Source organism: Providencia sp. 2.29 (assembly GCF_015832305.1).
Taxonomy (GTDB): Bacteria; Pseudomonadota; Gammaproteobacteria; order Enterobacterales; family Enterobacteriaceae; genus Providencia; species Providencia stuartii.
Map to the genome: position 1 here is coordinate 2,491,075 of NZ_CP065420.1, position 20,986 is coordinate 2,512,060.

General features: G+C 37.6%; 21 protein-coding genes. 7 read left to right on the forward strand and 14 right to left on the reverse strand.

The features are described 5' to 3' along the window. Positions 1-217 precede the first annotated feature (217 nt). Complete coding sequence (locus I3B46_RS11435) at positions 218-817, forward strand: FMN-dependent NADH-azoreductase (RefSeq protein ID WP_004919558.1); 600 nt, start codon at positions 218-220, stop codon at positions 815-817. 48 nt (positions 818-865) lie between these two features. Here the strand turns inward: I3B46_RS11435 and I3B46_RS11440 are convergent, their stop codons facing one another. From I3B46_RS11440 to I3B46_RS11450, 3 genes are read right to left on the reverse strand one after another with little or no spacing between them, the layout of a single operon-like run. Then, on the reverse strand, positions 866-1,192 hold the full coding sequence (locus I3B46_RS11440) for a YdbL family protein (protein WP_004919556.1): 327 nt from the start codon (positions 1,190-1,192) through the stop codon (positions 866-868). Beyond that, positions 1,189-1,362: a YnbE family lipoprotein gene (locus I3B46_RS11445; RefSeq protein ID WP_004919554.1), complete on the reverse strand. Its 174-nt coding sequence runs from the start codon at positions 1,360-1,362 to the stop codon at positions 1,189-1,191. The genes I3B46_RS11440 and I3B46_RS11445 overlap by 4 nt, the downstream gene beginning before the upstream one ends. A 50-nt stretch (positions 1,363-1,412) precedes the next feature. After that, positions 1,413-4,004, reverse strand: coding sequence for a YdbH family protein (locus tag I3B46_RS11450; protein WP_163762044.1), 2,592 nt, complete (start codon positions 4,002-4,004; stop codon positions 1,413-1,415). 232 nt (positions 4,005-4,236) lie between these two features. On the opposite strand from I3B46_RS11450, the gene I3B46_RS11455 reads away from it, so the two are divergent. Both I3B46_RS11455 and I3B46_RS11460 read left to right on the forward strand, forming a co-directional pair. After that, a complete protein-coding gene (locus I3B46_RS11455; RefSeq protein WP_004919549.1) occupies positions 4,237-5,235 on the forward strand; it encodes a 2-hydroxyacid dehydrogenase in 999 nt (332 codons plus the stop codon). 16 nt (positions 5,236-5,251) lie between these two features. Continuing rightward, the gene (locus tag I3B46_RS11460; RefSeq protein WP_014658307.1) at positions 5,252-5,689 is read left to right on the forward strand and encodes an META domain-containing protein; all 438 of its coding nucleotides are present in this window, start codon (positions 5,252-5,254) and stop codon (positions 5,687-5,689) included. A gap of 101 nt (positions 5,690-5,790) precedes the next feature. Here I3B46_RS11460 and grxB read toward each other — a convergent pair whose 3' ends face one another. Further along, entirely contained in the window at positions 5,791-6,429 is a 639-nt protein-coding gene (grxB, locus tag I3B46_RS11465; RefSeq protein ID WP_036940140.1) for a glutaredoxin 2, read from the reverse strand. A 1,292-nt stretch (positions 6,430-7,721) separates the two neighbouring features. On the opposite strand from grxB, the gene I3B46_RS11470 reads away from it, so the two are divergent. Continuing rightward, entirely contained in the window at positions 7,722-8,036 is a 315-nt protein-coding gene (locus tag I3B46_RS11470; RefSeq protein WP_004919544.1) for a helix-turn-helix domain-containing protein, read from the forward strand. Positions 8,037-8,175: 139 nt separating this feature from the next. On the opposite strand, the gene I3B46_RS11475 is transcribed toward I3B46_RS11470, so the two are convergent. From I3B46_RS11475 to I3B46_RS11500, 6 genes are all read right to left on the reverse strand, one after another. After that, a complete protein-coding gene (locus I3B46_RS11475; RefSeq protein ID WP_004919541.1) occupies positions 8,176-8,793 on the reverse strand; it encodes a fimbrial protein in 618 nt (205 codons plus the stop codon). 12 nt (positions 8,794-8,805) lie between these two features. Further along, on the reverse strand, positions 8,806-9,813 hold the full coding sequence (locus tag I3B46_RS11480; RefSeq protein WP_004919539.1) for a fimbrial protein: 1,008 nt from the start codon (positions 9,811-9,813) through the stop codon (positions 8,806-8,808). After that, the gene (locus I3B46_RS11485; protein ID WP_040133104.1) at positions 9,804-12,293 is read right to left on the reverse strand and encodes a fimbria/pilus outer membrane usher protein; all 2,490 of its coding nucleotides are present in this window, start codon (positions 12,291-12,293) and stop codon (positions 9,804-9,806) included. Before I3B46_RS11485 ends, I3B46_RS11480 begins: the two co-directional genes overlap by 10 nt. Positions 12,294-12,302: 9 nt before the next feature. Beyond that, positions 12,303-13,004: a fimbrial biogenesis chaperone gene (locus I3B46_RS11490; RefSeq protein WP_072502244.1), complete on the reverse strand. Its 702-nt coding sequence runs from the start codon at positions 13,002-13,004 to the stop codon at positions 12,303-12,305. A 70-nt stretch (positions 13,005-13,074) separates the two neighbouring features. Continuing rightward, positions 13,075-13,659 (reverse strand): fimbrial protein, encoded by a 585-nt coding sequence (locus I3B46_RS11495; RefSeq protein WP_004919533.1) that lies wholly within the window; start codon positions 13,657-13,659, stop codon positions 13,075-13,077. Between the two features lie 1,549 nt (positions 13,660-15,208). Next, positions 15,209-15,376 carry a hypothetical protein gene (locus I3B46_RS11500; protein ID WP_004919531.1) on the reverse strand — a complete coding sequence of 56 codons (168 nt, stop codon included), beginning with the start codon at positions 15,374-15,376 and terminating at the stop codon, positions 15,209-15,211. A gap of 290 nt (positions 15,377-15,666) precedes the next feature. On the opposite strand from I3B46_RS11500, the gene I3B46_RS11505 reads away from it, so the two are divergent. Continuing rightward, positions 15,667-16,614: an FUSC family protein gene (locus tag I3B46_RS11505; RefSeq protein WP_004919529.1), complete on the forward strand. Its 948-nt coding sequence runs from the start codon at positions 15,667-15,669 to the stop codon at positions 16,612-16,614. 53 nt (positions 16,615-16,667) lie between these two features. Beyond that, positions 16,668-17,501, forward strand: coding sequence for an aldo/keto reductase (locus I3B46_RS11510; protein WP_163762045.1), 834 nt, complete (start codon positions 16,668-16,670; stop codon positions 17,499-17,501). 85 nt (positions 17,502-17,586) lie between these two features. Here the strand turns inward: I3B46_RS11510 and I3B46_RS11515 are convergent, their stop codons facing one another. The 4 genes from I3B46_RS11515 to I3B46_RS11530 are packed head-to-tail and all read right to left on the reverse strand — an operon-like array spanning position 17,587 to position 20,134. Next, complete coding sequence (locus I3B46_RS11515; RefSeq protein ID WP_088499444.1) at positions 17,587-18,039, reverse strand: YcgN family cysteine cluster protein; 453 nt, start codon at positions 18,037-18,039, stop codon at positions 17,587-17,589. A 19-nt stretch (positions 18,040-18,058) separates the two neighbouring features. Further along, positions 18,059-18,715 carry a fumarylacetoacetate hydrolase family protein gene (locus I3B46_RS11520; RefSeq protein WP_163762046.1) on the reverse strand — a complete coding sequence of 219 codons (657 nt, stop codon included), beginning with the start codon at positions 18,713-18,715 and terminating at the stop codon, positions 18,059-18,061. Positions 18,716-18,735: 20 nt separating this feature from the next. Then, entirely contained in the window at positions 18,736-19,818 is a 1,083-nt protein-coding gene (locus I3B46_RS11525; RefSeq protein WP_442959176.1) for a lytic murein transglycosylase, read from the reverse strand. A gap of 43 nt (positions 19,819-19,861) precedes the next feature. Then, complete coding sequence (locus I3B46_RS11530) at positions 19,862-20,134, reverse strand: YcgL domain-containing protein (RefSeq protein ID WP_004919520.1); 273 nt, start codon at positions 20,132-20,134, stop codon at positions 19,862-19,864. A gap of 129 nt (positions 20,135-20,263) precedes the next feature. On the opposite strand from I3B46_RS11530, the gene minC reads away from it, so the two are divergent. After that, a complete protein-coding gene (gene minC, locus I3B46_RS11535) occupies positions 20,264-20,983 on the forward strand; it encodes a septum site-determining protein MinC (RefSeq protein ID WP_004919519.1) in 720 nt (239 codons plus the stop codon). Positions 20,984-20,986 lie beyond the last annotated feature (3 nt).

A 20,986-nucleotide genomic window follows, 5' to 3' on the forward strand; every position in this document is an offset into this window, starting at 1 on the left:
GGATTCCACTTTTTAAATCCTTATTATTTAACTATTTTATGCCATTTTGTTGAATATAGGCTGTCATTACCATCATGATAAAAACGCCATCAATATCACAGAATAAATGGCAACATCAATTTTTTTGATATAACTCTTCTAAAATTCTTTCTTTCATTGATGATTAAAATCTGTATTATTAATTACGATATAAATCAATGAGTTTTAAGGTAAAACGATGAAAAAAGTATTGTTGTTGAAATCAAGTATTCTGGCAGACTATTCACACAGTAACAAAATGGCAGATTACTTTATTGAACAATGGCAAGAAAAAAACCCGAGCGATAGCATAACCATCCGTGATCTTGTCAGCAACCCAATTCCAGCGATTGATGCGGAAATTTTAGCAGCTTTCGCACCAGGTGACAGTAAAACTGAACAGCAGAAAGCGCATTTAGCATTATCTAACCAATTGATCGATGAAATCAAACAACATGATGTGATTGTCATTACTGCGCCAATGTACAATTTGAATATCCCTTCCCATCTTAAAAATTACTTTGATTTTATTGCAAGAGCGGGAGAGACCTTTAAATATACTGAACAAGGCTCAGTCGGTTTATTAGAAAATAAACGTGCATTTGTGTTAACCAGCCGAGGTGGCATCTATAAAGATACGGCTTCTGACATTATTGTTCCATTTTTAAAACTGTTCTTAAACTTTATCGGTATCACCGATATCGAATTTATTTTTGCTGAGGGTACTGCATTAGGTACTGAATCGGCTGAAAAAGCACAGCAAGATGCTCGTCAATGCATCGATACGGTTATCGCTTAACCGCAATTGACCTCACAATGATGTGCGTATGAACAAATCATGCGCATATTATTTTTTCTTCAACCATTGACCATTAATACCGCGTACATACTCCCCACTCGCGGCTCTTTCAACGAGTTTCTGCCCCGCTATTTTACCCACATCCCTAGTTTTTAGATTGTTTTTCTTCGCAATTTCACTGTATTTGATTTCACGCTCACGGTTAATTTCAGTGACAAGCTCATCAACTTCCGCATTACCGTGGGTAACTACCGCTAAATAACCTGATAATGTTTCACCAACTAACCCTTGATTTTTTGCCTCATCAACGGTTAGTGCAGCAGCCGAAAAAACAAATAAACCGGATATCATCAACGCTTGGAAAATGGTCTTCATTGTGCTTCCACCTTACCAAAAAGATCACTATTTTCTTTAAGTAAGTCTTCAACTTGCTTATCAGCTTTAATGAGTATTTCGTGCTCAATTTTAACATTCATGTTGATATTAATGGGTTTATCAGGTGTCGCTACCTCAACCCGCAAACAACCTGTCAGCATCATTGCCATCAATGTAAATACACTCGTCGCAATTATTTTCACTGTTAATCCTTATTCCTTTAGATATTTTTTTCCAGCCACTCTTCTAAGTTACTGCCAAAACGTAGGCTACGCCATAATTGGAAGATATTCTCTTCATGTGTGTAATTTAAGTGGACTTCTCTTTTTTTAGATTCTTGAGGATTAAAACCTTGGATAATGGTTTTCATTGTCAACAAGCCTAAATTGGTGATATTCACATCGGTACGGCTGCGAGAAATTTCCAAGTATTGCAACCAACCTATCGCTGCTCCTGCAGACATATTATCAGCCTTAATTGACTCAACAAACTGAGTATCAAGACGCAAGGCCAACGGGCCACTATTTTCTAACCAACCATTTTTAACGATCCACTCTGGATTATTAAGGTAAAAAGGTAATTCCCCATCAACGCGACCAGAGGCCGCAAACTGAGTTACTTTGAGTATGGTAAATAATCGGCTTAATTCAATTTGATGTAGTCTGATTGTGGCTGGCTGTTTTTGTGGCCAACGGAGTAAATCAAGCTCTACCTTCCCCCCTAATAAATTAAAACCAACTTGGCTCAATTTTAATGGCATTGCATCTGTTGGCGGGTAAGTACCTGATAAATCGGCTCGAATATCGGTTAGTTCAAACAAATTATTTAATTGCTTGATACGTAATTGTACAGCCGATTTTTCACCTAACGTCCATGTGCTATTTTGTAATTTCCAAGGTAAAACGAAATCTAAGCCACTCACTTCACCATCTTTAAGCCACATTCCCGTATTTTCTACACGCCAGTGCCCTCCCGCGATAAAACCGGTTTCTGGATCAATCGAAAAAGCGGCTTGTGAAAAAAGTTTTCCTTCACGCAAGGTGATCCCTAAATCATTTGGGATCAATGTTTGGAATGCGCTCACTGATTGTTCTGGCCAACGCGCTTGCCCCCGAAAACGTTCGCCATCCCATCGACTAAAAATAACAATTGGCCCTACGTCTTTAGTACTTAAATCAGCTTTTAACTGAAAATCAGCCGGTGATTTACCTTTTAGAGCCGCATTAACAGTCGTTTTAGGCAAATAGCTTGCAGCTCCAAATTGCATTCGGTTACTGGTAAGTTGGAGTTCACCTTGGAAGTTCTCTTTAGCCGGATCACGTTGCCAAAATAAAGGTTTTGTTAAAATAAGGCGTGTTGCCGTCATCGAAAGCAAACCATATTTTATTTGGTCAAACCCAGTGTTTAACGTATTTAGGGTAATTAACGAATCTTGCCAACTACCTTGCCCTTTGATATCCCAATGCGCCGCTAAAGCCGGTAATTGTGCATTTCCCCAATAATTCCAAAACCACTTACCTTTATCAAATATAAACTTATTCGCCTGACCATCTAAATGAATGGCGAAATCCCCCCAATACTGCTCTTTCACTTTTAAAATAGCTTGGAGGCGCCCGGTGATCCCTTCCGCACTCAATGAAGTACCTGCTAAAGGTAAGCGCGCTTCTTGTAATAGTAGCGTCGGTGAAACACGCCCATAAGCTCGTAAGAGTGAGCCGGGAAGAAATGAAATTGCGGGCGAAATTAATTGACCCGATATTTTTAACGGCAAGTTGATATCTAAAACCATATCATCATATTTCAATTGCCCATTTAGCTGAAAATGAATATCTGCATCGAGTAAATTAATTTTATTAGCTGGTAAATTTAATACTAAATTCGCTTTACCTTTTTGAGCCTCGGTCATCATATTAGTACGCCCACTAATCACCATGTCACTCAGGCCCGACTGCCAATTCTCTATTTGTAACGAAATACCGCCATGTAATGGAACCTCACTCTCTTCCCACTGCCAACGCCCATCCTCAATACGGATCATGTTGGCTGACACTTGCCAAGGCAAATGAAAAATTTCTTGACCACTTTGCTTATCAAATAAAGACAATGTGCCTTGATCATCCAGCCACCGCAATTTCGCATACAGGGATTTGCTTGGCTGAGTTAATAAAAATTCAGCAAAGAGTATGCCTGATGTCGGAAGTGATTCTGTCGTCAGTGGTAAGCTTAACTCGCCATCGAGTTCAAGGCGCTGCTCTTGTTCTGGTAATTGAACGGAAAAATGTTCAATATTGAGTTGATGGTTAGCAGTGATATTGGTTGAAAAAGATAATTTATCACCACGATAATCTAAAGCTAATGGCGTCCCTTCATTTCGATACAGCCAAATACTGCCTTGATACTCTTCCCAAGGCGATACCTTGGCATTTTCAATGACCAATGAAAATGAAGGTAAGTTATCAATCAATTCAATCACCGATAGTGGTGTACTTTCGCTATCTTTTTCATCTGAAGACAACTGACTTAAACATTGATTATCTTCAGTTAACTCATTAATTGCTAAATGTAATGGAAAAAGCGAAAAACGGCTCTTTTTAGCATCAAACCACAAGCAGTCGCCTGCCTTCAATTGTATGCTATCAACAATTAATTGATCATGACGATATACAGGCTGGCTAAATGACAGCGTCACGTTTTCGGGTAAATAAGATTTTGCAACAATAGGAAGCCAACGGGTTACTGTGGCCCATAAAATAGATAAGAGCACAACGCATCCTACAACGCTTAAGAGTAATATTTTAAGTGCCCTTTTCATCAAACAGCTTCCTTGTTTTATCTATATCGATTGTGAATATTGGTGCTAATCAAGATCGTTATATCTTTAAACGACTACAATCACCAATTAAAGCGCAATAAAGGCGCGCTTTCAGTATTTTTTTGATGATTTACTGTAATAATTATCTTATTCTGACCTTAATGCTTGGTAGCCACTTTTTTAGCTACCCCTTATTTTGGGTTCCTAACGAATAGTACACGGAGTTTCTTAGATGAAAATCGTTTCTTACAGTACTAAACAGTATGATCGTAAACATATGGATCAAGTCAATCAAGGATCCGAGTTTGATTTTAATATCGAATACTTTGATTTTCCATTAACAGTACAAACAGCAAAAAATGCTGTCGGCGCTGATGCCGTATGTATCTTTGTTAATGATGATGCTAGCCGTGAAGTATTAGAAGAGCTTGCGGCGCTTAATATCCGCATTTTAGCATTACGTTGCGCAGGTTTTAATAATGTTGATTTAGTCGCAGCACAAGAGCTTGGGATCCAAGTTGTGCGTGTGCCCGCCTATTCACCTGAAGCAGTTGCCGAACATGCCGTGGGGATGATGTTATGCCTTAATCGTCGTATCCACCGAGCCTATCAACGTACCCGAGATGCTAATTTTTCTTTAGAAGGGTTAACGGGCTTTAATATGCATAACCGCACTGTCGGTATTATCGGCACGGGTAAAATTGGCCAAGCCGCGCTGAGGATCTTAAAAGGGTTTGGTATGCGTTTACTCGCCCATGACCCTTACCCAAATCAAGTGGTCCTCGATTTAGGTGCAGAATATGTGGATTTAGATACTTTATACAAAAATTCTGACATTATCTCTTTACACTGCCCTCTCACGCCCGAAAATCACCATTTATTAGATGAAAACGCATTTAATAAAATGAAAAATGGCGTAATGATCATCAATACAAGCCGTGGCGCTCTCATCGATTCTGTTGCAGCCATTAGTGCACTTAAAGCACAGAAAATTGGCTCTCTTGGTATGGATGTTTATGAAAATGAACGCGAATTGTTCTTTGAAGACAAATCGAATGACGTTATCCAAGATGATATTTTCCGTCGCCTTTCATCATGCCATAATGTGCTATTTACGGGTCACCAGGCTTTCTTAACGGAAGAAGCATTAACCAGTATCAGCGAAACAACTTTAGGGAACATCCGCCAACTTAATAATGGCGAAGATTGTCCTAACATTGTCAAAGCCTAATAGAGGCAAAATGATAATGAAACGGATAATCCCTTTAACACTATTGGGTTTTTTATTAGCAGCCTGCCAAACCCAAAATGTGAGTGCTGATAACAGCGATAATGTGACTGAGCAACAGTTAATCCATCATAATTTTGTACTAACAGAGGTTGATGGGCACCCCATCGTTGGTAAAGTCGGCGTTCCTAGTTTGTCCTTTGGCGAAAAAATGTTTGTCTCTGCCACTATGTGCAATGATTTTCATGGAATGGGTCGGATCAATAATGCAACGCTTGTTGTTAAGCATCTATCCAAAACAGAATTAGAGTGCGTTGATGAAGACTTATCAAAATGGGATCCATTAATTAAACGTATGCTAACCGAAGGTGCTGATATATCCTATAATGATAAAAAGCTTACTTTGTCACAAGGTAGATATAAACTGGTTTATGTTTTGAAAGATTACGTTAATTAATTTTTCTTTATTTTCAAGTGACGACTAATTAAAAATCCCATTATTTGTCATGAATAATGGGATTTTTGCTTGATAATAACACGGTTTCAAAATAGCTAGCTTTACCTTGCTTGTGAAAACAGCAGGGTTACCCCCGTTATTTGAGCGATATTTTTCATATAATTCAGTATAGTGGTGCTAAACGGTAAGTCATTCACTATTGATAAACTGCGCAATAAAGGGAAGATAATAATATCATCCATAATATTGTTGCTATTACGCGTTTCTAACCATGCATCTAAAGCATCCATATGTGGTTCAAGCTCCACAATTAATGTATGCGTTTCTTTTAATAACGTATTCAGATCACCAAAAGCACGCTCTTCCCTTTCAATATAAGCGGCTCTCGCCTCTGGGGTCCTTAGCTCAGGAAAATCGGCTTGTGTAAAACGTGGAACAACCAATTTATATACTGTAGTTGAAACGGTGTTATACCATTTATCAATCTCTGGAGAAACAGCATGTTGAGCGATTGCTGGCTCTACTAGCTGATCGACATAATGAACTATATCTAGACTCTCTGGTAAATAGTCACCATCATCTTTTTGCAAAATAGGCAACATTTTGCGGCCAATCATTTTGGTTGGCGTCGCTTTATCATCTTCCATCAAAAATATCTGCTCTACAGCGATTTTTTTAAATCCGAATATCATTCTTGCTCTAACACAAAACGGACAATGATCATAAAGATAGAGTTTCATTATAAGATCCTCTTCATTTAAGTGGTGACAATCATATTGATTATTATGTTAGTATAGCGAAAGGCATGAATGTAACAAAATTGTAAAATTCATTAACTTTAAGTAACCCACCACTAAATCTGTTCTAACCGATGAGTTATGCAAGATATTTATCAGCGAACCTCTTCATTTCGCCCTTTTGTGAACATTCAATTTTGTTACAATTTGCAGTAATTCAGGCCAATATCACCGACTTCTACCACTGTATTATACCATATATACAGCATAAAAAACTGGTCTAATCAGATCAATTAGTCTATAACTTCAAAAAACACCTGAACAATGGCGTTAGTTGTTAGTATGCGCTACCAGAAATGTATGTTTACACATTACATCATTTTTAATATTTAAGTTCAGTTATACTAAAACTATAAACACATATTTACCAATAGAGTTTTATCAATTAATTATGGCGAAACTGCTTTCTGTTAGCTTTTTTACATTAATAGTTATTTTTACTATGTCATTAGGGATCTATGATGAGCTTATCTATATCTTGCATTTTTTTGTTATTAAAATGTAATTTATATTACTCTCCTTCTGATTAGAATAAAGAAATAAGTAATTGATTATAAATAGATTTAATAATTACAATCCTTTCTAGCACTCCCCTCTCAAGACCGTAATTACAGTTAATTGATTAATTTCATTATATACTTATTGACTTTTTTCATTCTACTTTATTATTATTTTAATAATGTATTATAAGCATACGTATATTTACCACGTGAATTTTTATTCAATAATCCTCCGTAAAACAGCAATAAACATTAAATTTCCTTAATATTAATTAATGTTAATATTTTTATATACCAATGAAACCCTCAATAAAAATACTTACCGTGAAAATTAATAGCTTTTTAGATACATATCACTAACATCTAAGGTTATATATTAGAGAACGACATATCCATAATCGAGTATCGATAAAAGAAAAAATGAATAAGGTTTATTTAAATATAATCAAGCCTTAAAATAATCAAATACAAAAACTAAAAAACAAAAAGTAAAACAATTAATTTATATCAAATGTTTATATAGTAATATTTCTGTTATAATTATTATTCTCATTTTAATTAACACATGAGAACACTTACTAATATAAATTGTAAGGTCTTTTCAATATATGGCTTAGCTAAATTAAATAACCGATATATTGAAATTAATTGTTTTTTTAAGATTTTATATATTGTATAATTTTATAATGCATTAGCATTATACTCTACAATCCCTTTATCAATCGAGGGTGTCACATGGACATTCATTATTTTATTGGAATTAAGATAAAAACACGGCGAAAAGAATTAGGCCTTTCGGGGGCTGATTTAGCCAAAAAATTAAATATCAGCCAACAGCAAGTCTCTCGCTATGAGAATGGAATCAATAAAATACCTCTAAATCACTTAGTTAGCATAGCGATTGCGTTGAAATGCCCTATAGACTGGTTCTTTCAAGGATGTATTACTGAAGAGGATTACTCTATGCAAGATGAAACAATTAATATTAAGAGTCAAGAGCTAAAATATACAGCAGAGAGTGTTATTATTCACTCTAAAAACTCGCTCTAATATTTCAATCTATATTATTACATTTATGATACATCTGTAATTAGACAATTATATTTCAAACCTAATCACCTAAACAAAAAAAATAACATAGCGATTAAATCGCTATGTTATTTTTATTTAACCTATATGTTTTTATATGTTAATTATACTGGATTTCATATGTCGCATAACTTGCCATCAACCCAGTTGTCACATCACTCGCCTTCTCTGCTGTGTAACCAATATAATATTGGAAAATTGCATCCTTATTATCCGATATTTTCGGCGTGACTTTAAGTTGCTGAGGATCTGCTGGAATAATTTTATTATCAGCATCTAGAATCGTGTTATTATTGATGGATAATGCAAAGTTAATATTTTTTGCACCATCAACTAACATATTTTTCAGAAGCCCCGCAGTTTCAAAGTTTGTTTTCGGCACCAAGTAACCATCCGCCCAAGTTACACTGATTTTATTGAGATCGGCATCAACAACTTCACCATTATGCTCAACAGATTGACATTGTGATAACTTGATAGTAAACATTTTTGATTTTAAATAGGCACCACCTTCACTATTATGAATTTCCATAAGTGAAATTGGAGCAAGATAGATATTCGCATCACTTCCTTGGTCATTCACGGAAACTACACACGAAACATCAACAACTTTACCCGCAAAAGATACCTTGCCTTCATCATAGTTAGTTTCAAAAGTTGGTAATGCATTTGCATAACCTACCGCTGAAAAAAGCATCAGTATTATCCAGTTTTTCATTGGGCTCCCCTATTAATCATAGGTTATGTTGAATTGCATCACAGCCTGCACATCACCAGCAGTCACTTTGTCTCCATACTGGTAATAGCGAGCAATATAGTTCGTATTAATATATTTATCGAGTGCAGTTGTTAACTCCCCAACCTTATAACTCTTACCCCAAGTTAATTTTACTCCCTTGTCGGTAAGAACTTGCACACCAATACCTTGTGCCGGGGACGATTTTGCAGTGTTATCCAGAACCCCATCTTGAGGGTTGGTATTCGGTGCATTTCTTCCATAGAAACTCATGTTTACAGAAACCGAATCGGGAGAAATACTCACTCCACCATTACACATTAAATTAATAGGGAACTTTTTCTCACCCGCAGTAGTTCCTCGACCTTTAAAATCGGTGCGCTTAACCGTATCTAGATGAACATCTTGGTTTTTACCTGTCATAATTTTACAAGATGGCGATACAATGGTAATGGCATCAGCCGATAAATAAGTAATAATCGCTGGTTCAACTGAATTAGGTTTGTAACCATAACGAGTATACTCACCTTGGGTAATTCGCCCTGAGCCTGTATTTTCTGCTGTCTTAATGATTTGTAACTTAAATGTTGAGCCAGCTAAATACACATTGATCTTTTGTCTATTACTCCCACTAACTTTAAACGTATCTGGGTAGGTCATTGCTACAGCCCCCATACGTTGGAAACGCAATCCTATCCCTGGGATATTCGTGTTATAGACTTTATTTGGCCCCTCAGTCAGCCCCTTTGCTGTTATAATGGCATCTAAAACAGTGCCACCATAACACTGTGCCCAATAACTGCCAGTTTCCTTCATCGGCCATGTTTTTTCTTGTATCACACTACCTACAGGAAGATCTGGGGAGACAACCACTCGGCCAAATTGCATGTCGATATTCTCGGCTGGAACCCAACTATTTCGGGTGCATGTAGCATACGCGGGGATACTCGATAGCACTGCTGCCAGTGCTATTCCATTACGTAAAATTGTGTTTATCGACATACACTATCCTTACTGGTTCCTGCTTCCAGAGAAAATACACATTGCCCATTATCCCATTTCACAATAGCTTCTTTGGCATCTTCGTTACTAATAAATACCGTGCCACCTTGTCCGACAACACCAATTGACTCACCTTCAGCGTTAGTCACTTCCGCGCCAAATGGCATTGGCTTTTTATCGAGACGCACAACGTTAAAAGTCCGATTACGTTCAACTTTAGTGCCAAATTTCACCTTAACAATACTGCCTTCATAAGGAACGACTTGGCTTGATGTGTTTTCGAACACGATATCTTCAGCACTGCCTTTAGGGTCAATTTCAATATTATTAATACGATAAGGTCGTACATATGGTGCTAGTGCATAACCACCTCGATTGACGCGTACACCTGGAGCACTGATAATTGAAGCGCCTTCTGCACCTTCGGCTTCAATCAACGCCATTGTCGTTGCAGTATTTGGTGTGAGTACAACGCCCCCTGAATGCACAACAACAGAGCCATTCGCACCAACGCCAAATTGGCGATAACCTTGCCCTTGACTATAATTAGCATTGGTATTGACATAAGGAGTACGATAACCCGTATTTACTGCAACACTGTGTTCACCACCTCTAGCCGTTGAGGTATTTAGCCCATAAGTCCAGTTATTCTCATCATCTAGTGCCCCATTAACACCGAGCTGAGTTGAGCCAAATTTCTCATTATTAAATACGGTGTTTGAGGTTAATGTGGTACTTCTGCTGTCACCAAAATAGAGTGGAATATTTAGGTTTAGGCTAATACGGTCGTCTTTCTTTCCATGTGAGTTATTATTATCCGAGTAGACTCGCATAAAATTAATGGAATAAGAGAGGCGCTGATATTGGTTGTTATAACTAAACTGATACTGTTTCTCAGTGCCAGAACGTTCCCAATAACTTGATATACGACCTGTAAAATACAGCCCACCAAATCCATCCGGTAAGTTTTGGTTTACTGTATAGCTAAAACCATTTTTTTCACGCCAACGGTTATTTGAAAGACCACGTTTATCATAATCGATCGCATACAGCGCATCGTTAACATTAAAATAGTCTTTCGTTGAATAACGATACGCAGCCAATGAAATATTGGTATCAGTTTGCGATATCAGTCGGTTAAAAGTGATACGATAACTTTGGCCATTATCGGTTCGATGTTTTAACGCAGTTCGAGATTGCGTCACGTCCAGTGCTAACGCACCAATCCCCGTATTAATACCAGTACCAACTAAATAAGCTTGGTAGTCATCAAATGCCGTAACACCACCATAAAGTGAAAACGTATTATTTAAGCCGTGTTGGATCGTACCTTGCATAATATAAGGGCGATGATGCAAACCATCGGTATCAGACTTACCAGCAGCGACTTGATAACGTGTAAAGCCCGGACGTAACAGTTGTGCTAACGATGAATATGGCACACTGAAAGTACTTTCACTGCCATCTGCTTCCTTAACGGTGACGTTTAGGTCATTACCGTAACCGGATGGATAGACATCATTTAAAATAAACGGCCCTGGTGGTACTGAAGTTTGATATATGATCGAGCCATTTTGGCGTACAGTGACTAATGCGTTACTTTGGGCAACACCACGAATTTCAGGTGCATATGATGTCATTCCATCAGGATACATGCTGTCATCTGTCGCAATTTTTGCACCACGCAAGCTAATACTGTCAAACAGATCGCCATCAGTATAAAACTGACCTGCGGTCATTTTTGACTTCATACTTGCAATAGGTCGTTGTAAATAAGTTTGGTTGCTGTTCCAACTGGTGCTTCCTGAACGTTGCCAACTTAAGTTACCGATATGTTTTAACAACCAGCCATCGAATGATAACCCTGCATTTAATCCTAAATACGCACTGGCATCATTCTGCCCCTGAGCTCCGCTCGTATGATTATCATAATAGTTAGCCATATAGGCTACATTAAGTGCTGGTATTCCTTTTTCCCAGAATTGTGGCGCAACATACCCGCGTGATAAACGTTGTTCATAAATTTGGGGTACTGAAATATCTAGACGTAAATTAGATGAGTGAAATTTATCATTCACTTCACTCAAATTATTCCACTCTTTAAGAGGTAAGCAGGTGGATTCTTGTGAATTTAGTTGTGGGTTTAATTTTTCTGCATCAACACCAAAATTGCTCAACATAGCTGGCGTATAGCACACACCTAAATTCCCATCTTTTTGTTGAACAATATTTAAATCATAGCGTCCTTTCCAATTATCATTGGTATACACATCAACAGAATATTTACCTTCACTAATTGGAGCAGTATTGAAGCGTTCTAAATCAACATTATCTTTGCTGCCTACTATGAATCCACTGTTAAACTCGTAGGTTGTGCCTTCCGCCCCCCACGCGTAAAATGTTGGCATCATACATACAGTGACAAAGCAGGTCACAGAGAGTGTATTACTATATTTATTTATTAACTCTCGCTGTTTCATTTTTCTGTCCTATTTAACAGTTGTTTTAACTGCTATGTCCGCCCCATAATCATTGATATTGTTCAAAACAATGTTTTCACCTGCTTTAATTGTTTTTTTCAATACCACTGAGCTCTGGCTTTTTGGTGCCACCATAACCGCTTTATCAGTTAACCCATTTTTTCCATCTGTAGAAATTTTTGTAATGGTAATAAAAAATGGTGTTGGGTTATTTATAGTCAGATTATTTCCATTAGCACTCACAATTAGTTTTTCAGGTGCTAATTCACGGCTACCTAAACCTACAGGACGATAAATAAATTTAAAACGAGAACGAATTGCCAGTTGTAAAAAGTTTTGATCTTCTTTTCCTGCAGTTCGGACTGTCGGTGGAATATCTAAAATATTCAGCCACCATAAACTTTCCTTATCTTGTGGTAGTCCATTTTTATCCATTAATTTAATACGGAGAGTTTGACCACCCTTAGCATCAATACGAGATATTGGAGGCGTAATTTGAAATGGTGTTTTTATTGTATCTGGTGTTTCAGATGCATCACCGGTATCTAACCATGCTTGTGCGACAGCTGGTCTATCCGCGGTATTATTTAACTGCACTGTAATTTCTTTTTCATTTCCAGGATAAATAAATCGTGTGCCGTTAACAATAATGTTGTTCGCTAATGAAGATGCACTGAAAACGAAGCAGAAGAATAAAACAATTGCTTTCATTTGAACCTCTAAATAAAAGCGGCAGTTAACCTACCGCTTAGATAAATATTACTTTTAAATTAATTTAATATTATTCGTAAGTAATTTCGTAAGTTGCATAGCTTTCTACGATACCGCTGCTAACAGTATCTGGCGTAGAAGTTGCGTAACCTACGTAATAAGTGAAACGTGAACCGTCAGCAATATCAACTGTTTTTGCTTTAGGTTGAGTAGCACTAGTTGGGTTGATTTTGGTTTTTAAATCAGGATCAGCATTAGTTGCTAATACTAATTGAATATTTTCAGCACCCGTTGAATCAGTGTTAGCTAAATAACCTTCGTTTGCACCAGAAGCACCTACTAATACGTTACCACCAGTCCAGTTAACATTTAATGTAGTGTCATCAGCTGTACCTTGACAATTAGTCACGTCAATAACAAATGATTTTGGTTTCAGGTAAGTATTTGCACCTGCATCTTTAACTTCTTTTACTGAAACAGGAGCCAAATAAACTTTAGCGTCACTACCTTGGCCGTCAACAGAAATAGTACAAGAAACATCTGTCACTTTACCGTAAAAATTAACTTGGCCACCACCAGCGTTTTCAGTTGCAGCGTAAGCAGAAGATGCACCAATAATTGCAGTAGCAATTGCAGTCAGTAATACTTTTTTCATTGTCATTTCCTAATATGAGGGTTTTTATTATTACACTAAACAGAACTTATTAAGCACCTAGTCTTTTAATAAATAATTAGCGTAGGGTGTTGACCATATGTTTAATATGGTTACACATTTATTTCCGTGTATTTAAGCTACTGCTAATAATTTAATTAAAAATATAGTTCTATCTTAATCAGTCCATTTTTAGAATTAATAATCATAACGTGGTCTATATGATTTCGGAGAGAGGATACATAAAAACTTAAATTACATTAAATCGTTTTTATCATGAGATACAATAAAATTTAATAGTCTTAGCCTATCAAACAACTGCTATTGATCGAAAAACCTTATTGAATATACACGATGTATTACTCGTTTTACGCTAATTTATCAAATTGATTGTTTGTTTTTTATTTTTATGTTTTTAACAAATTCTAAAAAATGATCTTATAGTGATATTTTATAAAAGAGATAAATGCAAAAACTATTCTAAATAAGATTATCCTTATTGTGACTACTTATTCTAAATTTATATACTCAAAATAAATATTAGTCTAAATATGATATTTGGGTTTTAAATAATATAAATTAATTTTATGTTTATTCATTGATGGAATTAATTCTCATTTGAGAATATATTTATGATATAACGGTAATGCATCATAATTGGATTATTTACTCATGTAAGGAGTAAAACAATATGATTATATGGATAAAGGTGTATTTTTAGATTAAAAGCAAAACTTAAGCGATAAATCAGAAAGTAATAGGCTTTATTTTGATCTAGTAAGTAGAATAATTACTTGTGATTTGACTATATTTCAAAAGTTCTTTTTATTTCGCTATTTTATTCCTTGCCTAGCACCCAAAATGCGCTAATGAAGAAATAACAAAGGTTACTTATTGTTAGTAAATGTTATCAATTAATTTGATGTATGCACATTTTTTCTTCATATTTTTTGATCTATTCAAATTTTTTTAAATGTGTAACCATTTGATAACTAATGTTAAAAAATAATTTACCCTCCCCTCTATTGAGACTTAACTCAGATATCAAAACCATCCTTAAGAATAGTCCTAAAACTCACCTGAAGAGTATAAATAGCTTTTTATTTCACCAGCGCTGAACAAAAAAGATGCTCAGTTAAGGTTAGTTAGATCACTTTGCGCAATAATCTATCTAAAGATAACAAGATTAATGGAACGAATAAGCCTGTTTAATGCAACTTATTTAGACCATAACATAAAGCACACATCGTATATTGAATATCTGTTATCGTAAGAAGTGAGAGTTAGATCTCTTTCAACTACACACACCGATCAAACTTTAATCGACATTGTTGTTAAGTTACTACTTTCATATTGTTAGCGACCAATCAATTAAAACTACCGTTAACCTCTTTAACAGCACCTTACAAAATTGCTGACTTAAACTGCTACATTCCATTAATGTGAATGCAATTAACCTACTATTAGCCATAAAGTTAATTGCATTCAACGGCTTTATTGACTGAGATATACCATGCAAGCCCATTTTGTAGAGAATAAAATCATTACTCCGCTAGGCGGGTTTACCTTCAATATTCTTATTGTCTGGGTTATCGGGGGCTGCAAATGCGAGCTCTTTTAACCAGTCTGAGAGAATGGGCTTAGTTTTCTTAGCGTCAAGCTCTGCTCTTTCTTGCTTAGTGAGTCTAATAACCACAACTTCTGTTTTCATTTGATGCATTTTGGTCTCCTCCCTTTAGAGGCTTTACCATGCCATACTCAAGAAAAAGATAGGTCTTAATTACTTAATTTTACAAAAATAGAAGATAGCAATACAAACGACTACCAGAGTGGCATATTGATGTTGCTATACGCTGGTTATGTCATTTTCCGAGTGATAGGTTGGCGGGGCAATCAATGATGCTCAAATAGAGATGATGGAAAATTATAATAATTCTCAGTAAGTTATTCGTTGAGTTATCAACTTATACACTGTATGAATATGATTAATTTATAAGGTGAGATCGTCTAATGCCAATTTCTTTGCCCCAAACCCGAAGTGCCTTTTTACTTTCTCTATGGGTTATCGCTCCATGGTTTATTGCTATCCTCTATAAGCAACCCATGTTAGGGACTTTGATCTCTTTTGGTGCATATTTATTAGTTGTATCATTTCCTAAACTCCCCACGAAAAAACCTATTTATGTTTTACTGCAAGGAGCCTGCATTTTATCTGCTCTTGCGGTAATCGGTGTTAATGTCACCCTTGGTAGCCTTTTATTCTTTATTTGCTCTGGACTTGGCGCTTTTTTTCAAGGCTATGCCGAATTGCGGTCAACCTATCTACGTTTACCAATCGCCCTTGGCGTTTTAGCTTATTTCCTATCAATTGGTCAGGTCCCCGCTCAGGGTAGCTTATTTTATGGCATCGCATTTACACTCGGTACATTTTGGGGCGTCATTATTGCTTATATTCTGTTGCCCCGTCATGACCTTCCCGCACCAACAACTCAAATTGATATGCGCACTCCCGCAGTACAGCGCTTCTCTGTGGCAATAGTTCTCGTTGCGCTCATCGGGAGTGCTCTTGCAACCCTGCTCCCTAGCTCTCATCCCTGTTGGTTACCTGCTGCTGGTTTAAGAGTGATGAAATCTGAACGGACAGCAACTTGGCAAAGGCTAAAACAACGTGGTGCAGGCACTCTGCTCGGTGCTGCTGTAGGGGGGCTTTTACTTGGTTTATCAAATAACCCACTCTTACACGTTTCCTTAGTGGGCCTATTGTTATTCGCCATGTTAATGATCGGTGCGAAACGTTATGGCTATTGGACATTTTGTTTAACCGCTATCGCATTAACATTTAACTTAACGGCCACTGCTGGGCCTATTGTATTAGCGATTGACCGAGTGTTACTGACGGTTTGCGCTTTGGTCATTGCCATCATGATGTTATTGCTACTGCCCAAATCGACAAAATAAGTTCTTACGCGGTGATATATTGGGTACAGTTTTGACATCTATCAGGAGACACTATGATCCCATCATATGAATTACTCGATGGATTCCAAATCCCTCAAATTGGTTTTGGAACATATTCATTAAAAGGTTTACATGGGGTTCGGGTTATTGAAAGTGCGCTATCACATGGCTATCGTTTATTAGATACTGCATTTAATTATGAGAATGAAGGTATTGTCGGCAAAGCCATTAAAAATAGCTCGGTTCCTAGAGATCAAATAACCGTCACATCGAAATTACCTGGCCGACACCAACAATACAATAATGCCATGCACACTATCCAAGAATCAGTGGCTCGATTAGGTTTAGATTATGTTGACCTTTATTTGATCCACTGGCCAAATCCGAAAAGAGGAACATTTGTTGAGGCTTGGCAAGCATTAATCGATTCACAACGTTCAGGTTTAATCAGAAGTATTGGGGTGTGTAATTTTCTCCCTGAACACCTAGAAACATTAGAAAAAGAGACGGGCATACTTCCCGTGGTCAATCAAATTGAACTGCATCCTAATTTTAATCAAGCCAAACAGCGTCAATATGACCAATCTAAAGGGATCATTACGCAATCATGGAGCCCATTAGGTCGTGCCGGTGATGTGTTATCTAATCCAACCTTACTCAATTTAGCGAGTCGCTATAATAAATCGGTATCGCAAATTATCATACGTTGGCATTTACAGTTAGGTGCATTACCAATACCGAAATCGGTGCATTCGTCACGCCAAATTGAAAATATTGATGTTTATGATTTCGAATTATCGCCGGAAGATATGCAAGCAATAAATAACTTATCTTCTGCTAATGGTCGATTACGCAATCAAGATCCTGCTGTTTATGAAGAATTTTAATACGTCACTGTTTTAAAATACGACAGCCCTATAAAATAGGGCTGTCGCGTTATTCAAACATATTGGCTAAATCAAGCTTATCTGATTAAGATGATGTTCTATCTACTGGCCGATTCATGATATGGTCTTCCCAATCCACCACATCTTTTTCTCTAACCGCGATATGGCGAACAGAGATCCGCTCACTGTGCATTGCCGCTTTTGACCCCGTTTTAAGAGGATGCCATGCAGGTAAGGTTTTACCTTCTAGCAATAAACGATAAGCACAAGTGTGTGGCAACCATTCAAACGTTTCTAAATTGTAGCGATTGAGCTTGATACAATCTGCCTCATAACTGAAACGATCTTCATAATGCTTACACTGGCAGGTCTTGATATTTAATTGATTACAAGCCACGTTAGTAAAATAAATTTCATCCGTGTCTTCATCCATCAGCTTATGTAAACAACACTGACCACAACCGTCACACAGTGATTCCCATTCATCGTCAGTCATTTCATCTAACGTTTTTACCTGCCAGAAAGGCTGAGACATAATACTTATCAATCCTATATCATTAGATCACTCGAGTCGTTAACGAGTGGTCATTAATTGAGAGCTTTAACATATCACCCGATGTCAACGGCCCGACACCCTCTGGTGTTCCCGTTAAAATAATATCCCCCGCACGCAAAGTAAAAAAGCGAGACATATAGCTAATCAGAGATAATATTGGCGTGATCATATCACGAGTAGAGCCTGACTGGCGAATTTCCCCATTGATCTCCAGTGAAAGCTGGGCACTTTGCGGATCACCAAAGTTATTAACCGGAATAAAGCCTGAAATAGGACATGAGCCATCAAACGCTTTACTTTTTTCCCATGGCTGCCCTGCTTTTTTAAATTTTGCCTGCAAATCACGCAATGTTAAATCTAATGCCACAGCAAAACCCGCGATTGAGCGAGAAACTCTATCTTCATCAGCATTTTTTAAGGGCATACCAATCAAAACCGCTAATTCTATCTCATGGTGTACAGAGCCAAGATCTTTTGGAATAACAATCGGTTGGTTAGCGTCACATAATGCCGTTTCAGGTTTGATAAAAATCACAGGCTCTTCGGGGTGTGCTGAGCCCATTTCTTTTATATGTTTCGCATAGTTACTGCCAACACAAACCACTTTGTTTGCAGGGAAATCCAGTAAGGCACCTTGCCAGTCACGATGTTGGTACATAGTTGTAACTCCTATTATCGTTATTGTATTTTTTGAGCAACGCCATCAGCCATGAGGCAAACGCTCAAAGCAAAGTAATATGAACGATTCCAATGCATGATCGTGCGGAAGTTTTCAGTTACTAAGTATGCACGCCCTAACGGATCATCAGGGATAACAACCCACCTTTTTAAATTGGGTGATAACTGCGCAGATGCAGGGAGTTTAACGCCAAGTTGCTCCCACTGTGCAACCGTTTTGCCCTGCTCTGCTTTCACGCCTTCCAGTTGCTTATCAAAGTCGGTAGGTAGGCTCACTTGATAGCCCCAAGGTAGTGCAGACTGCCAGCCTTCCGTAGACAGGTAATTGGCAATTGAGGCAAACACATCCGCCTTATTGTTCCAAATATCCATTTTGCCATCGCCATCACCATCCGCCGCATAAGATAAATAAGACGTCGGCATAAATTGGCTTTGGCCCATGGCGCCTGCCCAAGAGCCTTTTAACTGCTGCTCTTCCGGTATATAGCCTTTATCCATAATTTCCAGTGCAGCCAGCAACTGTTTACTGAATAATGCTTCACGGCGGCCTTCAAATGAAAGCGTAGCTAATGCTGAGATAACATCTTCTTTACCTTGGGAGCGACCAAAGCCACTTTCTAGCCCCCACAATGCAACAATATATTGGGGCGGTACGCCATAACGATGGCTAATCGCATTTAAGAGTGACTCATTTTCCCAATATTTTTCCGCGCCTGCATTAATGCGTGATGCAGGTAGCACATTCTTGAGATAACTTTCTAAAGTCACTGTTGCTCTTTTTTCCGGTTGCCCTTTATCGGCCTTAACAACGCGTTCAATAAAATGAATATGGGCGAAACCACGTTCAATAGTGGCAGGTTGAATACCTTGAGCTAATGCATGCTCTTTTAACAACTCCACATAAGCAGGGAATTGCGATGGTTCACGCTCTTCGAGTGGAAAAGCTTTATTTAGCGCGATCACCTCTTTTGCAATCATGGCATCTTGCTCAGCCTGTGGTGTAACCAAAATAGGTTGTTTTGCTGAGCAGCTAGCTAAAAATAGGCCGCTAATTAAAGTAAATAATAACGTTGGTTTTATCACATCACCTCCCCAAGTAAATTAACATCTAAGTATTATCCTAATTTTATTCGCTGTAAGACTCTCGATATTCAGCGAGTAGGTTTTCAACTGGAGGTGGAAATTGCAGATAATACCCAACTTCAATTAAATCAGCTTTGACTTTCTCAATGTCTGCATTTGCCAGCTTGTCGCGGTTTGCAAGGGAAAGGGTCATCGCAAATTGAGGAGTACCAAATTGTTTCATGAGTTCTTCAGGTACACGAGAAAAATCATCCTTCTTCTCAATATAAAGATATGTTTGTTCACGGTTAGGACTACGATATATTGCACAAATCATTATATTTAACTCTTTTTCTTAGTTCATTGGCTTGCTTGAAGAATGTAGTAACTATAACATGCTATTGTTTTACAGAATATCGTCACCCGAAGTTTGTTTCGGATATTTTAATTTGCTGAGCCCGGATAGATGTCACAGTCGCCAATAGAACTCAAAGGCAGTAGTTTTACTCTTTCTGTTCTTCACTTACACAGTGAAGAACCCAAACTCATCAAAAAAGCGCTACAAGATAAGGTTAGTCAAGCTCCTGACTTCCTTAAAAATGCGCCAGTGGTTATCAACATTGCTGATTTAACCACAAATGCTGATTTATACAGTATTCACAAAGCAATTATATCGGTTGGCTTAAGGGTTGTCGGAATAAGCGGATGTACCGATCCTTTGCTACGTAAGAAAGTCAATGATGCAGGCTTACCGGTTCTCAATGAGGGGAAAAGCCAAAAAGCCGTTGATACTCAACCTAAGGCTGTTCATACACCGGTTGAGGTAGCCACTCCCGCCGAACCTGAGTTTAATTACCGGAAAACACGAATTATTAATGCCCCTGTTCGTTCAGGCCAACGAATTTATGCACCAAATAGTGATCTCATCGTAACAAGTAATGTGAGTGCAGGTGCAGAATTGTTGGCAGATGGTAATATTCATATATATGGCATAATGAGAGGCCGAGCACTTGCAGGTGCTTCTGGCGATACGGAAAGCCAAATTTTTTGTGTCCACTTGCAAGCAGAGTTAGTGTCTATTGCAGGTGAATATTGGCTGAGTGATCAGATCCCGTCTGAATTTCTCGGCAAAGCAGCGAAACTTTGTCTCGTTGACAACAGATTAAATATTGAAAACTTAATTTAGACC

What these genes read in the sequence shown, in the direction of transcription:
- I3B46_RS11435 (WP_004919558.1), top strand. Translation starts at nt 218, where the DNA reads ATGAAAAAAGTATTGTTGTTGAAATCAAGTATTCTGGCAGACTATTCA.
- I3B46_RS11440 (WP_004919556.1), bottom strand. Translation starts at nt 1,192, where the DNA reads ATGAAGACCATTTTCCAAGCGTTGATGATATCCGGTTTATTTGTTTTT.
- I3B46_RS11445 (WP_004919554.1), bottom strand. Translation starts at nt 1,362, where the DNA reads ATGGCAATGATGCTGACAGGTTGTTTGCGGGTTGAGGTAGCGACACCT.
- I3B46_RS11450 (WP_163762044.1), bottom strand. Translation starts at nt 4,004, where the DNA reads ATGAAAAGGGCACTTAAAATATTACTCTTAAGCGTTGTAGGATGCGTT.
- I3B46_RS11455 (WP_004919549.1), top strand. Translation starts at nt 4,237, where the DNA reads ATGAAAATCGTTTCTTACAGTACTAAACAGTATGATCGTAAACATATG.
- I3B46_RS11460 (WP_014658307.1), top strand. Translation starts at nt 5,252, where the DNA reads ATGAAACGGATAATCCCTTTAACACTATTGGGTTTTTTATTAGCAGCC.
- grxB (WP_036940140.1), bottom strand. Translation starts at nt 6,429, where the DNA reads ATGAAACTCTATCTTTATGATCATTGTCCGTTTTGTGTTAGAGCAAGA.
- I3B46_RS11470 (WP_004919544.1), top strand. Translation starts at nt 7,722, where the DNA reads ATGGACATTCATTATTTTATTGGAATTAAGATAAAAACACGGCGAAAA.
- I3B46_RS11475 (WP_004919541.1), bottom strand. Translation starts at nt 8,793, where the DNA reads ATGAAAAACTGGATAATACTGATGCTTTTTTCAGCGGTAGGTTATGCA.
- I3B46_RS11480 (WP_004919539.1), bottom strand. Translation starts at nt 9,813, where the DNA reads ATGTCGATAAACACAATTTTACGTAATGGAATAGCACTGGCAGCAGTG.
- I3B46_RS11485 (WP_040133104.1), bottom strand. Translation starts at nt 12,293, where the DNA reads ATGAAACAGCGAGAGTTAATAAATAAATATAGTAATACACTCTCTGTG.
- I3B46_RS11490 (WP_072502244.1), bottom strand. Translation starts at nt 13,004, where the DNA reads ATGAAAGCAATTGTTTTATTCTTCTGCTTCGTTTTCAGTGCATCTTCA.
- I3B46_RS11495 (WP_004919533.1), bottom strand. Translation starts at nt 13,659, where the DNA reads ATGAAAAAAGTATTACTGACTGCAATTGCTACTGCAATTATTGGTGCA.
- I3B46_RS11500 (WP_004919531.1), bottom strand. Translation starts at nt 15,376, where the DNA reads ATGCATCAAATGAAAACAGAAGTTGTGGTTATTAGACTCACTAAGCAA.
- I3B46_RS11505 (WP_004919529.1), top strand. Translation starts at nt 15,667, where the DNA reads ATGCCAATTTCTTTGCCCCAAACCCGAAGTGCCTTTTTACTTTCTCTA.
- I3B46_RS11510 (WP_163762045.1), top strand. Translation starts at nt 16,668, where the DNA reads ATGATCCCATCATATGAATTACTCGATGGATTCCAAATCCCTCAAATT.
- I3B46_RS11520 (WP_163762046.1), bottom strand. Translation starts at nt 18,715, where the DNA reads ATGTACCAACATCGTGACTGGCAAGGTGCCTTACTGGATTTCCCTGCA.
- I3B46_RS11530 (WP_004919520.1), bottom strand. Translation starts at nt 20,134, where the DNA reads ATGATTTGTGCAATATATCGTAGTCCTAACCGTGAACAAACATATCTT.
- minC (WP_004919519.1), top strand. Translation starts at nt 20,264, where the DNA reads ATGTCACAGTCGCCAATAGAACTCAAAGGCAGTAGTTTTACTCTTTCT.